Here is a 14,774-nt window from a genome sequence, read left to right on the forward strand (position 1 = left end):
CGATGTCCGTCCGCGCTTGCGCGGGTGGCTCTATAGTTCGCTTGCGAGTTCCGGCACGAGCGCGAAGAGATCGCCGACGACACCGTAATCGGCCACGCTGAAGATCGGCGCTTCCGCATCCTTGTTGATCGCGACGATCACCTTCGAATCCTTCATACCCGCCAGATGCTGGATCGCGCCGGAGATGCCGACCGCGATATAGAGCTGCGGTGCGACGATCTTGCCGGTCTGGCCGACCTGATAATCGTTCGGCACGTAGCCCGCATCGACTGCAGCGCGCGATGCGCCCAGCGCTGCGCCCAGCTTGTCCGCCAGCGGCTCCAGCACCTTCGTGTAATTTTCGCCGCTGCCCAGGCCGCGACCGCCCGACACGATGATCGTCGCGCTCGTGAGTTCCGGGCGATCCAGCTTCGTCACTTCACGGCTGACGAACTGCGACTTGCCCGCGTCCGGCGACGCGTCGATTTTCTCGACCGATGCGCTGCCGCCTACCGCAGCGACCGGATCGAACCCCGTCGCGCGCACCGTGATGACCTTGATCGGATCGCTCGACTGAACCGTTGCTATCGCGTTGCCCGCGTAGATCGGACGCTCGAAGGTATCGGCACTGTCGACTTTCGTGATGTCGGAGATCTGTGCGACGTCCAGCATCGCCGCGATGCGCGGCGCGACGTTCTTGCCATACGCAGTGGCCGGCGCGAGGACGTGCGAATAATCCTTCGCGATGTTCAGCACGGTCGCCTCGACGTTTTCCGCCAGCCCCGCTTCGAGCTGGGGCGCGTCGGCCAGCAGCACTCTGGAAACGCCTGCGATTTTCGCCGCCGCGTCCGCCGCGCCTTGGGCGTCGTGGCCCGCGACGAGCACGTGAATGTCGCCGCCGATCTTCGCTGCTGCCGCAACCGTATTCAGCGTCGCGGCCTTGAGCGACGCGTTGTCGTGTTCCGCGATTACGAGAATCGTCATGTCTTTCTGCTCCCTCTCACAGTACCTTGGCCTCGGTCTTCAGCTTTTCGACCAGTGTCTTCACATCCGGCACCTTCACGCCGGCTGCCCGCTTCGCTGGTTCGGCAACTTTTAGCGTCCTGATCCGCGGCGCGACATCTACGCCGAGGTCTTCGGGCTTCACGGTTTCCAGCGGCTTCTTTTTCGCCTTCATGATGTTCGGCAGCGTCACGTAGCGCGGCTCATTCAGGCGCAGGTCGGTCGTGACGACGGCCGGCAGCGTCAGCGAAAGCGTTTCCGTGCCGCCGTCCACTTCGCGCGAGACAGTTGCGAAGCCGTCGGCGATTGTTATCTTCGATGCGAACGTCGCTTGCGGGAAGCCGGCCAGCGCAGCCAGCATCTGCCCCGTCTGGTTCGAGTCGTCGTCGATGGCCTGCTTGCCGAGGATCACCAACTGCGGTTGCTCCTTGTCGACCAGCGCTTTGAGCACCTTTGCGACGCCCAGCGGCTCGACGCTGTCGTTCGACTGCACGAGGATCGCGCGATCCGCGCCGATCGCCAGCGCCGTGCGCAGCGTTTCCTGCGCCTGCGCGACGCCGACCGACACGGCGATCACTTCGGTTGCGACGCCCGCTTCCTTCAGCCGGACCGCTTCTTCCACTGCGATTTCATCGAACGGGTTCATCGACATCTTCACACTCGCGATGTCGACGCCCGACTGATCTGATTTGACGCTGACCTTCACGTTCGCGTCCACGACACGCTTGACGGGGACCAATACCTTCACTTTGCATCTCCTTTCCATTCAACATTGAACCGAAGGCCGCGTGTGCGGCCATTGCATTGGTATGGTGTTCACAGTGGCGGTTCGATCGGCGTTGCGTCAATACCGCTCGAACGATGGTTCCGTACTTCGGAAGGCTGCGGGATCGCCTAATTCGCGGTTTCGACTGCAGCGAAATGCCGGTTCGACAAATCGAAATTGGACTGCCTGCCTGACACGGGTAAGCTCAACGGGCGCTTCCATGGAGACACTCGCGATGCACAACGCTAAAGGGCCGCTTGCAGGTATCAGGATCGTGGAACTAGGTGGTATAGGGCCTGTGCCGTTCTGCTGCATGCTGTTGTCGGATCTTGGCGCCGATGTCATTCGTATCGACCGGCCGCCCGGCTACGACGGCGGTCAGCCCGGCGATCCCCGCTTCAACCTGCTGAATCGCGGCCGACGCAGCGCCGCACTCGATCTGAAGAAAAAGGAAGCGGCCGAGGCGATCCTCAAGCTCGCCGGTCAGGCCGACGCGTTGATCGAGGGCTTTCGCCCGGGCGTCGCGGAGAAGCTGGGACTCGGCCCCGACGCTTGCCTTGCGGCGAACCCCGCGCTCGTCTATGGCCGCATGACCGGTTGGGGGCAGCATGGGCCGCTCGCGCAGGCGCCGGGCCACGACATCAACTACATCTCTCTGAGCGGCGTGCTGCACTCAGTCGGCGTGGTCGGCGGACCGCCCGTGATTCCCCTCAATCTGGCGGGCGATTTCGGCGGCGGCTCGCTGTATCTTGCGCTCGGCGTGGTATCGGCGATTCTCGAGAGCAAGCGCTCGGGGAAGGGGCAGGTAGTGGACGCCGCGATGGTCGACGGCTCCGCTTCGCTGATGACGCTCTTCTACGGAATGTTCGCGAGCGGGTACTGGAAGGACGAGCGCGGCAGCAATCGTCTGGACTCCGGTGCGCCCTGGTACAACGTGTACGAGACTGCCGACGGCCGCTGGCTCAGCATCGGCTCGAACGAAGCGCGTTTCTGGCGCAATACACTGGCGATGCTGGGCTTGCGCGAAGAAGAGATGCCTGACCAGCACGATCGTTCCCGCTGGCCGGAGATGCATGCGAAGTTCACAGCGATCTTCCGAACGCGTACCCGCGACGAATGGTGCGCGCTCGCCGAGGGCCGCGATGTCTGCATCGCGCCGGTCATGTCGCTGGCGGAAGCGCCGGACCATCCGCACTTGCGCGCACGGCAGACGTTCGTCGAACGCGACGGAGTCATCCAGCCGGCGCCCGCGCCACGCTTCAGCAGAACGCCCGGCGAGATCCAGTCGGCGCCTGCGCTGCCCGGCGAGCATACCGACGAGGTGCTCGGCGACTGGGGATTTACCGCCATCGAACTCGAAAGGCTGCGCGAGGCCGGCGCGATCGCGTGACGTCGCCGCGGCCGTATGGGCCGCAGCCGATTTCGATATTTCGAATCGTCACTTCAGAAACGGTCAGTTGGTTTGCGGCGCGTGAAGTCATAAGCTCGTTCCACGATGAACATGCGGCTGCTTCAGCAGACGTCAACACATGGAGCGAAGACAATGGCTAACTTTCTCGACGACTCGCAAACGATGTGGCTCGAAACCGTGAACAAGTTCATGGACAACGAGATCACGGTCGAATACGTGCGCAAATGCGACACGAACCGCGACTACCCCTACGAAGCGTATGAAAAAATCGCGCAGCAAGGTTGGCTCGGCATCCTGATTCCGGAAACCGAAGGCGGTTCGGGCGGCGACATCTTCGACTATTCGCTGATGGCCGAAGGGCTCGGCAAGTTCGGCTTCGACTTCGCGTGCTCGGTGCTGGTGCCGACGTTCACCGCGATGAACATCACCAAATTCGGCACGCCGGCGCAGAAGAAGCAATACGTGCAGCCATTCATCGACGGCAAGATCCGCTTCTCGGTGTCCATCTCCGAACCCGATGCAGGCTCCGACGCCGCGAACACGAAGACGCGCGCACGTCGCGACAGCAACGGCGACTGGGTCGTCAGCGGCCAGAAGCTCTGGTGCAGCGGCGCCGCCGCGAAGAACACAGTGATCGCGATGCTGGTGCGAACGAGCACGGATGACAAGCACAAGGGCCTGTCGGTGCTGCTCATTCCGAACGACACGCCGGGGATGGTGATCAACAAGCTGCCGACGTTGTCGCGTCACGCGACGGGCACCACCGAGATCTTCCTCGACGAAGTGCGCGTGCCTGCCGATGCGCTGCTGGGCGAGGAAGGGCAGGGCTGGAAAATCATCACCGAACACCTCGAACTCGAACGTTGTGCGGTGGCCGCGGCTTATACGGGCAATGCACAGCAGGCCGTCTCGACGGCCACACGTTACGCACACGACCGCATTCAGTTCGACCACCAACTGTACGACTTCCAGGTGATTCGCCACATGCTCGCCGACTGCCAGACCAAGGTCGAGGCCGCGCGCCTGCTGTGCTATCGCGCCGCGCGGATGGCAGCCGATCACGTGCCGTGCAGCCGCGAAGTCTCGATGGCGAAGCTGTATGGCTCGGAAACGCTGAAGGAATGCGCGCTGGCCGGCATGCAGATTCTCGGGGGCTACGCGAATCTGCCGGAAGCGGACATGGAGCGTTATCTGCGCGAGAGCATCCAGTCGACGATCGGCGGTGGCACGTCGCAGATCCAGCGCACGATCATCGCGAAATCGATGCGCCAGTAACCTCTTTCCATCTGTCGCCGGCGCGGCGCGCTTGACGCCGCCGCGCCGTATTCGAGCATCCAACTGATCAGGAGACCCCGCCATGAGCGGCATCAACAACAGCATCAACATTCCCCTCGACGAACTGGAAGTCGGCATGAAGTTCCGCTCGCCCGGCCGCACCGTGACCGAAAGCGACGTCGTGATGTTCTGCATGTTCACGGGCAACTGGATCGAAATCCACTCGAACAAGGAATATGCGGAGAAGACGCGCTGGGGCGAGCGCATCGTGCAGGGCATGCTGACGTTCTCGCTGATCTCCGGCCTCCTGCAATTCGGCCCCGCGATCCAGGCAAATTATGGCGTCGACAAGATGCGCTTCCTGAATCCGGTGAAGATCGGCGACACGGTCTACGCGAGCGCCGAGGTCATCGCCAAGAAGGAAAAGGACGACAAGTTCGGCGTCGGCACGATGCTGATCCAGGCGTACAACCAGCGCGGCGAAGTCGTGCAGCGCAGCGAATGGAGCCTGTTGATGCTGCGCAAGCGCGCGGACCTCGATGCGCTGATCGCCGAAGCGCAACCCGAGTTCAAGGTCTGAGGAGCGCAGCCATGACTCCTCGTCCAGTTGCGGCGATCGTCGGCATGGGCGATGCCTATGCATCGCGCGCGAATCGCAAGGATCCGCTGCAGTTGGCCGCCGAGGCAACGCTCGACGCGCTTGCGGAAGCGGGCATCCGCAAGGATCAGGTCGATGCGGTGTTCACGGGACGTTCGCCATGGGCCGACAAGCGTTCGCAGTGGAGCAACATCTTCATCTCGCACATGCAGATGCCGGTGACGATCACAAGCGAGGTGACGATGCATGGCGCGGGCCTGACGTCCACGCTTGCCATCGCTTCGCAGATGATCGCGGCGGGGCGCGCGGAATACGTGCTGTGCCTGCAGAGCGACGCCACCGAGTTGTTCGTCGACGCGGTCGCGATGGGCGCGGAAGCCGATGCCGATCCGCAGTTCGAGATTCCGTACGGCCCGACGATTCCCGCGCTCTACGCGCAGGCCGCGCAGCGCTACTTTCACGAATTCGGCATCACTGAAAGCGATCTCGCCGACGTCGCGATCGCGAACCAGCGCTGGGGGCGCCATCATCCGCACGCGGCGAAGGCGAAGTTCGGCGAGATCGATCGTGCGACGGTGCTGTCGTCCCCCTATGTCGCGACGCCGCTGCGCCGCTGGATGTGTTCGACGTGGGGCGGCGGCACGGGTGGCGCGTTCGTCGTGACGTCGCCGGAGCATGCGCGCCATGCACGCGATCCCGTGTATTTGCTCGGGTACGGATCGGCGACGACGCACGAATATCTGACCGACCGGATGAACATGCGCCATTGCCGCTACGAAAGCCTCGGCGCATTCCCGAACCTGACCACCACGGCCACGGCCGAAGCGGCACGCCAGGCCTATGCGATGTCGGGGCTGGCACCGTCCGATATCGACATGGCGCAGATCTCGGTGAATTTTGCGCACATGGGGCCGATCGTGATGGAGGACCTGGGGTTCGCGAAGAAAGGGCACGGCATCGACCTCTATCGCGAAGGACGAACCGGAGTCGACGGCGACCTGCCGACCGACACGAACGGCGGCTGGCTGTCGTTCGGGCAACCCGGTATCTCGTGCAACATGGACAGCATGATCGAGGCCGTCCGGCAACTGCGCGGGAAGGCACTGGGGCTTGCGCCCTCGCGCCGTCCCGAGACCGTGCTGGTGCAGGGCGCGGGCGGGATGCTGGCCGCCGGCGCGGTGGTGCTGCTGTCTACCGCAACGTGATACCCGATCGAGAACTTCCATGACCGAAACGCACTCGCCGCATTTGCCACTTTCCTGGCCGCAGCCGTACCGGCTGCTCGATGCGCAACCCTACTGGGATGCGCTGGCAGAAGAAAAGCTGACGTTCCAGCGCTGCACCTCATGCAGCGAAGCCGTGTGGCCGGCTCACTCGTTCTGCACGCACTGCGGTGCGAAGTCGCTCGACTGGATCGAGTCGTCCGGCCGCGGCGAGATCTATTCTCACAGCACGGTTCTACGTGGGCCGACACCCGTGTGGGCCGAGATCGCGCCGTACACGGTCGGCTTCATCCGGATGGACGAAGGCTACTACCTCTTCGCGCAGATAGACGAAGCACCCGAAGCGATCCGGATCGGGCAGCGCGTCGAAGTCCGGTTCGTGCAGCGTGGCGCACAAAAGCTGCCTGTGTTCGTACTAGCGTCATCCTGAAGGCCGTTCATTCACGGAGGAGAGATCGTGAATAAGCTGAACCACCACCTCGTCGATGGAGGCTGACATGGCCGGACCACTGGACGGTGTGCGCATACTCGACCTGACGTCGAATTTTATGGGCCCGTATGCATCGCTGTTGCTGGCGGACATGGGCGCTGACGTGTGCAAGATCGAATCGCGCGACGGCGACACCACGCGCAACATCGGACCCAGCCGCAATCCCGGCATGGGGCCGATCTTCCTGCATCTGAATCGCAACAAGCGCAGCCTCGTGCTGGACCTGAAGCATCCGGACGGCATCGCCGCGCTCAAGCGCATGGCGCAAGCCGCCGACGTGCTGCTCTACAGCATGCGTCCGCATACGATGGCGAGGCTCGGCGTCGGCTACGAGGATGTGCGCAAGCTCAACCCCCGCATCATCTACTGCGGCGCATTCGGCTTCGGGCAAAACGGCCCCTATGCGACGCGCCCGGCCTACGACGATCTGATTCAGGCTGCGGTCGGCATGCCGGTGCTGCAGAGCCGCAAGAGCGGGCCGCCGGCCTATGTCGCGACGGCAGTCGCTGATCGTGTCGTAGGCATGGCGACCAGCAATGCAGTCGCCATGGCGCTGTACCGGCGCGAGAAGACCGGCATCGGCCAGCAGGTATTCGTGCCGATGATGGAAACCTTCGCGCATTTCGTGCTCGGCGATCACCTGTACGGACACACATTCGTGCCGCCCATCGGCGACTGGGGCTATGCGCGGATGATGAATCCGGATCGCCGTCCGTATCGCACGCGCGATGGCTACATCGGCGTGAACGTGTACGCGGACCATCACTGGAAGCGCTTCTTCGTGCTGTCCGGGCATCCGGAGATGGCCGAAGATCCGCGCTTCAACAACATCGGCGGACGCACCGAGCATATCGCGCAGTTGTACGCGTTTCTCGCAGACGTCTTCGAGACGCGGACCACGGCCGAATGGGTGAGCACGCTGACCGAAGCCGACATTCCGGTGATCGAGATGAATACGCCCGAGACGGTCATCGACGATCCGCACATGAAAGCGGTCGGCTTCTTCGCGGAGCAGGATCACCCGTCCGAAGGGCGGATCCGCACGCTCGGCATTGCGCAGGAATGGAGCCAGAGTGTGCCGGAACTTCGCCATCCGGCGCCACGGCTCGGCGAACACTCGGTGGCGCTGCTGACGGAGTATGGCTTCAGCCGTGCTGAAATCGACGGGATGCTGCGCTCCGGCGGCGTCCATGCGCCCGAGACGGATACCGTGCCGCAATCTCGAAACGTACTGGATCAGGAGAATTGACATGTTGCGCGATCTGCCGCTGTCGGGTGTCGTGGTGGTCGAACTGAGCGACAGCGCGTCGGCGCCGTTCGCCGGAAGGATCCTGGCGGCTCTGGGTGCCGAGGTGTGGAAGGTCGAGCGCCCTACGGGCGATTCGGCACGCGGCTGGGGGCCGAGCGAGTGGAAGGGCAGCGGTGCCGCCTACCACGGCCTGAATCGCGGCAAGCGCGCGGTCTCGATCGATATCAAGGATCGCGAGCAACTCGCGACGCTGCATCGGCTGATCGCGGAGCATGCGGACGTGTTCCTCCACAACCTGCGGCCGGGCTCGAGCGCGCAATACGGGCTCGACGCCGATAGCCTGCGCGTAACCAAGCCGGAACTCGTCTACTGCGAGATCGGTGCATTCGGCCATCTCGGGCCGATGAACACGCTGCCCGGCTACGATCCGCTGATGCAGGCGTTTTCGGGGATCATGAGCATCACCGGCGAGGACGGGCAGGCGCCGGTTCGCGCCGGCGTGTCGATCGTCGATTTCGGCTCGGGCTTGTGGGCGGCAATCGGGATCCTGTCGGCGTTGTATCGCCGTCAGGTCAAGCATTGCGGCGCGACCGTCAACGGATCGCTGCTGGAAACAGCGCTGGCATGGATGACGGTCAATATCGCGAACTACAGCGCCGATGGCGATATGGGCGGCCGGCACGGCTCCGGCGTCGCGTTCATCGTGCCGCATCGCGCGTACTCGGCGAGCGACGGCCATCTGATCATCAGCGCCGCGAACGATGCGCTATTCGCGAAGCTGTGCGCGGCGCTGGATCACCCCGAGTGGGCGCTCGACGACCGGTTCGCGACCAATGCGGGGCGGCTGAAGAACCGGACGGCGATCGATCGCCTGATCGGCGAGCGCCTGGCGACCAATTCCCGCGCGGCCTGGCAGGCGAAGCTCCAGGCGGCCGGGGTACCCGTGGCGCCGATCCAGACGACGGCGGAAGTGCTCGAGCATGCGCAGACGCATGCGCTCGGAATTATCGAAAAACCGGCGGACGACGAGATCGGACTGGTCGGGCTGCCGCTGTCATTCGACGGCAAGCGCGCGCCGCCTTTGCATGCGGCACGGGACATCGGTGCCGATAACCCATTGCTCGAAACGTTGCTCGATTCGAGCCGCTAGGCTGTCGCCGGTCGCATCTCGTAAGATAATCCCGATACGGATCACGCGCGGCGCGCTATGTCGGCCGCAGGGTCCGACAACGTCACGAAGACGTGCATGAGGGAGACATGAGTACTTTCAATCGCCTGCATCTGATCCGGCAGGTCGATCTGCTCACCTTGAAGCTGTTCTTGTCGGCGGTCGAGGAACAGCAGATCGGGCTGGCGGCGATTCGCGAAAACGTGGCCGCATCGACGGCGACCAAGCGCATTCAGGATCTCGAGGACGTTGCGGGAATCAAACTGCTCGAACGCGGCCCGAAGGGGGTTGTGCCGAGTCCCGCGGGCGAGGTCCTCGTCCGTTATATCCGCCGGATTTTCGATAACCTCGACGGCATGCGCGCGGAGATCGCAACGTTCACCGACGGCATGCGCGGCGAGCTGACGATCGCGTCGGCGCGATCGATCATCGTGCCGTTTCTCGCGCGTGAAGTAGGCGACTTCCAGCGCGAGTATCCACTCGTGGATCTCGTGATCAGCGAATTGGAGAATGCCGAAGTCGTGCAGGCGGTCGCGCGCGGCGAGGCCGATGTCGGCGTATTCGCGGCTGCGCACAAGCTCGATCTCGGCGGTGTCGACGTGACGCCGTACCGGGAGGATCGCCTGATTGCCGTCGTTCCGCAGGGACACCCCCTCGCCGGCCGCGCGAGCGTCACGATCGAGGATCTGCTGGAGGAGAATCTGATCGTGGTTGGCGCGATGCTCGGCGCGATCCAGGCCGCTGCGGGTCGGCTCGGCAGAGCGTTTCAGCCGCGATACGGCGTCCGTAGCGCAGGGGTGGCCGTCAGTCTGGTGCAGGCCGGGCTCGGTGTGACGGTTCAGCCGGAATGCCTGGTGAGTCATGAACTGTTCAACCGTGTTGCCGTGCTGGACCTGACGGAGCCGTGGGCCGTTCGGCGCGTACAGATCGCGACAGCGCGCGGTCGTGAGTTGAATCCGATCGCACGCGCGCTGATCGAGCAACTGCTCGATCAGCCGGGAGACACGCGGGCCGAGTGAGGGATCGTCGACACGCGCCGGCCATCGGCATGACATGCGGCCGGTCAGACGATCTTGCGCGATCGCAAATCGGCGACCCTCTGCGCATCGAGGCCGAGCCCCGCCAGAATCTCGTCGGTATGCTCGCCCGTCAGCGGCGGCCGCGTATGGATTTCCGGCGGCGTGCGTGAAAGCGAAACGGGCGTGGCGAAGATCGGCACCTTCTTCGGCGCGCCGGGGTAATCCATCCAGTGGATCACATCGGCGGCCCTGATGGTGTCGTCTTCCAGCACCTGACGCGGCGAGTTGACCGGGCTGGCCGGAATGCGCGCCGCTTCCAGCGCGCTCAGCGCCTCGGCCTGGGTCTTGTCCGCGCACCATCGGCTCATGAGATCGCTCAGGATCTCGCCGTTTTCGCCACGCAGCCTATCGTCGGCAAAACGCGGATCGTCGAGCAGCTCGCGCTGGCCAACTAACTGAGTCCAGCGCTTGAACATTGGCCGCCCGATGACCTGGGTGATGAACCATCCGTCCCTGGCTTTGAAGATGTCGGAAGGCGCATAACCCGACGCGCGATTCGCCGTGGCCTGGCGGTCCAGGCCGAGCAATGCTTCCTCAATCAGCGCGCCGCTTGCCATGTTCAGGCCCGTGCACAGTAGCGAAGCGGTGACTTCCTGACCCATGCCGCTGCGCTGACGCTCGTAGAGCGCCAGCATGACGCCGAGTGCGCAGGAAAACGCCGTGGCGAAGTCCACGACAGGCACCATGGCCTTTTGCGGCCGGTCGGGCGTGCCCGCGATGTACACGGCGCCGCTCAGCGCCTGGCCGACGCCATCGAAGCCCACGCGGTCGCGCACGGCCTCGCTGTTGCCGAACGCGTTGGAGGCGACGAGGATGATGTCGCGCTTGATCTCGCACAGGCTTTCGTAGTCGAGACCCAGGCTCTTGAGCGTGCGTGGCGGCATGTTGGCGATCACCACGTCGGCATCGGCCACCAGCTTGCGCACGATCTCCCGTCCCTCGGGACTATCGAGGTCGAGCGTCATGGAGCGCTTGTTGCGGTTGACTTGCAGAAACAGCGCGCCTTCGCCCTGTTCGGTCACGGGCACGATGAAGCGGTCTTCGCCGCCGCCGACGCGGTCGATGCGGATCACGTCGGCGCCATAGTCGGCCAGCAGCGCCGAACAGAACGGCCCGGCGATGAAGCGTCCGAAATCGAGGACCTTGATGCCTTCGAGTACTTTCATGTGTGGTTCACGTTTCGTTGAATGTCCCGGCAGCTGAGCGTTGCCCGGGCTCGCGCGGCCAGCGTCAGCCCGGGTTCCGACACTGCACGAATCAGCCTGCGTTCGCCGCCGTGCGAACTTCTTCGAGCGCGGCCGGATTGTCCAGCGACGACAGATCGCCCGGCGGCAGCCCGCAATACACGCTGCGAATCACACGCCGCATGATCTTGGAGCTGCGTGTCTTCGGCAGTTGAGCGACGACATGCACGTGGCCGGGGCGGAACGGCCGGCCCAGGCGCTTGTCGACATGACTCGAAACAATGTTCTCCAGATCGGCCTCGGCGATACTTGAGTCGGGCTTCGGCACGACGAAGACGACGAGCTTCTGACCCTTGTCGGCATCGGCCACGCCGATTGCGGCGGCTTCGGATACGTCGGACAGTTCCAGCACGACTTCTTCCACCTCCGCCGGCCCCAGGCGCTTGCCGGCGACCTTGAGCGTGTCGTCGGAGCGGCCCATCATGAAGTAGTTGCCCTCGGGCGTGCGCAGCGCCAGATCGCCATGCACCCAGATGCCGGGAATGGTCTGCCAGTACGTTTCCAGATAGCGCTCGTCGTCGCGCCAGAACGATTGCGTCATGCCGACGAAGGGTGCCCGGATCGCCAGTTCGCCGACCACGCCCGTCACGCTCTGGCCATCGGCATCGACTACGTCCGCAGCGACGCCGGGCGACACTGTGTTGAAGCCGCTCGGCGGAATCGGACGGATCGGCACGCTCGCGAGCAAGGCGCCGGAAGCCTCAGTGCCGCCCGTGTAGTTGATGACGGGCGCCGTGCCGTCGCCGAAGCGCTGCAGGAACCAGTTGAAGTGCTCGGGCGCGATGCCTTCGCCTGCCGTGATCAGCAGGCGGACGGTCGAGCGGTCGCCCTTGAGCGCCAGGTCTTCGTGGCCGGCCATCCCGCGAATCAGCGTGGGGGCCGAACCGAAGTGCGTGACCCGGTGGCGTTCGACCACGCGCGACATGCGCGACCAGTCGGGATAATCGGGCGCGCCGTCATAGCACACCAGCGTCGCACCGCGCAGCAGCGCGCAGCCGAGCACCAGCGTGCCCGCGATCCAGCCCATGTCGGCAGGCCAGCAGTAGACATCGCCGGGATGCACGTCGAAGTGAATCAGCGAATCGTGCGCGATCTTGATGGGGAAGCTGCCGTGCGTGTGCACCACGCCCTTCGGCTTGCCGGTGGTGCCGGATGTGTAGATCACCATGAACGGCGTGTCGGGAGTAACGGTAACCGGATCCGTGCCTTGCCCCTGTGCCGCGGTCGCGGTTCCCTGCCAGTCGAGGTCACGCGCATCCTGCGCGGTTTCGCCCTCGGCGCGTTTCCAGATCACGTGTTGGAGCAGCGGCAACTGGCGCCATGCGTCGCGCAGCGCACCTTCCACGTTCACGCGCTTGGTGCGGCGTGCAAAGCCCGTGGACGCGATCACGATGCGCGCTTCGGCCGCCGACAGGCGCGCGACGATCGCGTCGACGCCGAAGCCGCTGAACAGCGGCACGACCAGCGCGCCGAGATGCACGATGGCCAGCAGCGAGACGGTCGCTTCGATGCCGTTTTCCATCAGCAGGCCGACGCGGTCGCCCTCTCTGACGCCGTGCCGCGCGAGGCCCGCCGCGAAATCGCGCACGCGCTGCTCCAGTTCTGCGTAGGTCAGTGTGCTCACGCTGCCGTCTTCGCGTTCGGCCACCACGGCGTTTTGCCCAGACGTCGCAGGATGGCGGGCCCACGCATGGATCGTGTTGACCCAGTTTAGCCTGCCGCCCGGGAACCAGCTCGGAAACTGCGGGCCGCGCGAGAGGTCCGCATAGCCGCTCGGCGGCACATCCCACGCGATCGCGCATTCGCGCATCACGGTTTGCCAATAGCGCTCGGGCTCCGAAATAGACACGCGCATCAGTTCGTCATACGAAGGCACGTCCAGCGCGCGCATCAGCTTGACGATGCCGGCGTTCTGCAGTTCGCGCTCGCCCGGCTGCCAGATGTGGCTGGATGAGTGGCCGGCTTCGAGGTTGTTCATGATCGGTCTCCTGCGTTCAAGCGCGTTCAAAAATCATCGCGATGCCCTGGCCGCCGCCGATGCACATCGTCTCCAGCCCATAACGGGCCTGGCGGCGCTGCATCTCGTGCAGTAGCGTGCTCATGATGCGTACGCCCGTGGCGCCCACCGGATGGCCCAGCGAGATGCCCGAGCCGTTCACGTTGAGCTTTTCTTCCAGCGCTTCCATGGAGCTGCCCCATCCCTTGACGCAGGCGAGCGCCTGACACGCGAAGGCCTCGTTGAGCTCGATCAGGTCCATCTGGTCGAACGTCAGACCCGTGCGCGCAAGTACTTTCTGTACGGCGGGCACGGGACCGATACCCATGCGCGCCGGATCGCAGCCCGCGGCGGCCCAGCCGACCAGCCAGCCCATCGGTGTGAGGCCCAGTTCGTCGAGCTTATCTTCGGCCACGATCAGGCAGGCAGCGGCGGCGTCGTTCTGCTGGCAGGCGTTGCCCGCGGTGACGACGCCTTCCTTCATGATGCTACGCAGCTTGGCGAGGCTCTCCGGCGTCGTCTCGCCACGCACGCCTTCGTCCTGCTTCACGATCAGCGCATCGCCCTTGCGCTGCGGCACCGCGACGGGAACGATCTCCGCATCGAAATGCCCGGCTTGCTGCGCGGCGGCCGCACGCCGATGGCTGCGCGCGGCGAAGCGGTCGGATGCCTCGCGCGTGATGTCGTACTCGCGCGCCAGCGTTTCGGCGGTCTCGATCATGCCGCTGATGCGGCCGAAACGGCTCTCCGGTTGCGAACGTTCGCGGCCGCGGTCCAGACGGTCGTGCATCTTCACCGTGCCGGCGCGCTTGCCCCAGCGCATGTCGGTCGTGTAGTACTCGACTTGGCTCATGCTTTCCACGCCGCCCGCCATCACCACGTCGGCCGCGCCGGTCTGCACCATCATCGCCGCCGTGGCGAGCGCCTGCACGCCGCCGCCGCAGCGCCGGTCCAGCTGCATGCCGGCCACCTCGATGGGAAAACCCGCCTGCAGCGCCACCCAGCGTCCGGTGCACGGCGTCTCGCCGCTGGCATAGCTTTGCGCGAACACGACGTCGTCGATGCGGGCGGGATCGAGTCCGGTACGGTCCACGATGGCGCGCGCGACGCTGGCGCCGAGTTCCTCGACAGGAACGCCCTTCAACGCACCGCCGAACGCGCCCACGGGGGAGCGCAGCGGGGAGACGATGGCTGCTCGTTTCATTTCGAATGCCTCTTCAATGTCATCAATGTTCCGCCGCCATCGCTCGCCTGTCATGCGCTGGCAGCTATCGTTTCTTGATCTTGCGACGCG

General features: G+C 64.6%; 13 protein-coding genes. 8 read left to right on the top strand and 5 right to left on the bottom strand.

Translation table 11 applies throughout. The features are described from left to right. Window positions 1–30: 30 nt before the first annotated feature. Window positions 31–963 (bottom strand): electron transfer flavoprotein subunit alpha/FixB family protein, encoded by a 933-nt coding sequence (locus AWB80_RS30120; protein WP_061178346.1) that lies wholly within the window; start codon window positions 961–963, stop codon window positions 31–33. A gap of 16 nt (window positions 964–979) precedes the next feature. Beyond that, window positions 980–1,729 carry an electron transfer flavoprotein subunit beta/FixA family protein gene (locus AWB80_RS30125; RefSeq protein WP_061178347.1) on the bottom strand — a complete coding sequence of 250 codons (750 nt, stop codon included), beginning with the start codon at window positions 1,727–1,729 and terminating at the stop codon, window positions 980–982. A 253-nt stretch (window positions 1,730–1,982) separates the two neighbouring features. Here AWB80_RS30125 and AWB80_RS30130 point away from each other — a divergent pair, with 253 nt between their 5' ends. The 8 genes from AWB80_RS30130 to AWB80_RS30165 all read left to right on the top strand — a co-directional run bounded on the left by AWB80_RS30130 (window position 1,983) and on the right by AWB80_RS30165 (window position 10,180). Continuing rightward, window positions 1,983–3,137: a CaiB/BaiF CoA transferase family protein gene (locus AWB80_RS30130; RefSeq protein ID WP_061178348.1), complete on the top strand. Its 1,155-nt coding sequence runs from the start codon at window positions 1,983–1,985 to the stop codon at window positions 3,135–3,137. 153 nt (window positions 3,138–3,290) lie between these two features. Then, window positions 3,291–4,433 (top strand): acyl-CoA dehydrogenase family protein, encoded by a 1,143-nt coding sequence (locus AWB80_RS30135; protein WP_061178349.1) that lies wholly within the window; start codon window positions 3,291–3,293, stop codon window positions 4,431–4,433. Window positions 4,434–4,515: 82 nt separating this feature from the next. Next, a complete protein-coding gene (locus AWB80_RS30140) occupies window positions 4,516–5,013 on the top strand; it encodes a MaoC family dehydratase (protein ID WP_061178350.1) in 498 nt (165 codons plus the stop codon). Window positions 5,014–5,024: 11 nt separating this feature from the next. Next, complete coding sequence (locus AWB80_RS30145) at window positions 5,025–6,236, top strand: thiolase family protein (protein ID WP_061178351.1); 1,212 nt, start codon at window positions 5,025–5,027, stop codon at window positions 6,234–6,236. 19 nt (window positions 6,237–6,255) lie between these two features. Then, on the top strand, window positions 6,256–6,684 hold the full coding sequence (locus tag AWB80_RS30150) for a Zn-ribbon domain-containing OB-fold protein (RefSeq protein WP_061178352.1): 429 nt from the start codon (window positions 6,256–6,258) through the stop codon (window positions 6,682–6,684). Window positions 6,685–6,751: 67 nt separating this feature from the next. Next, window positions 6,752–7,993, top strand: coding sequence for a CaiB/BaiF CoA transferase family protein (locus AWB80_RS30155; protein ID WP_061178353.1), 1,242 nt, complete (start codon window positions 6,752–6,754; stop codon window positions 7,991–7,993). Between the two features lies 1 nt (window position 7,994). Next, window positions 7,995–9,143 (top strand): CaiB/BaiF CoA transferase family protein, encoded by a 1,149-nt coding sequence (locus AWB80_RS30160; protein ID WP_061178354.1) that lies wholly within the window; start codon window positions 7,995–7,997, stop codon window positions 9,141–9,143. Window positions 9,144–9,250: 107 nt separating this feature from the next. Continuing rightward, on the top strand, window positions 9,251–10,180 hold the full coding sequence (locus AWB80_RS30165; RefSeq protein WP_061178355.1) for a LysR family transcriptional regulator: 930 nt from the start codon (window positions 9,251–9,253) through the stop codon (window positions 10,178–10,180). A 44-nt stretch (window positions 10,181–10,224) separates the two neighbouring features. Here AWB80_RS30165 and AWB80_RS30170 read toward each other — a convergent pair whose 3' ends face one another. The 3 genes from AWB80_RS30170 to AWB80_RS30180 all read right to left on the bottom strand — a co-directional run bounded on the left by AWB80_RS30170 (window position 10,225) and on the right by AWB80_RS30180 (window position 14,684). Then, entirely contained in the window at window positions 10,225–11,406 is a 1,182-nt protein-coding gene (locus AWB80_RS30170) for a CaiB/BaiF CoA transferase family protein (RefSeq protein ID WP_061178356.1), read from the bottom strand. A 91-nt stretch (window positions 11,407–11,497) separates the two neighbouring features. Beyond that, window positions 11,498–13,462 (bottom strand): AMP-binding protein, encoded by a 1,965-nt coding sequence (locus AWB80_RS30175; protein WP_061178357.1) that lies wholly within the window; start codon window positions 13,460–13,462, stop codon window positions 11,498–11,500. 16 nt (window positions 13,463–13,478) lie between these two features. Then, window positions 13,479–14,684 (bottom strand): acetyl-CoA C-acetyltransferase, encoded by a 1,206-nt coding sequence (locus AWB80_RS30180; RefSeq protein WP_061178358.1) that lies wholly within the window; start codon window positions 14,682–14,684, stop codon window positions 13,479–13,481. Window positions 14,685–14,774: the final 90 nt, after the last annotated feature.

The organism is Caballeronia pedi, from assembly GCF_001544915.2.
Classification (GTDB): Bacteria; Pseudomonadota; Gammaproteobacteria; order Burkholderiales; family Burkholderiaceae; genus Caballeronia; species Caballeronia pedi.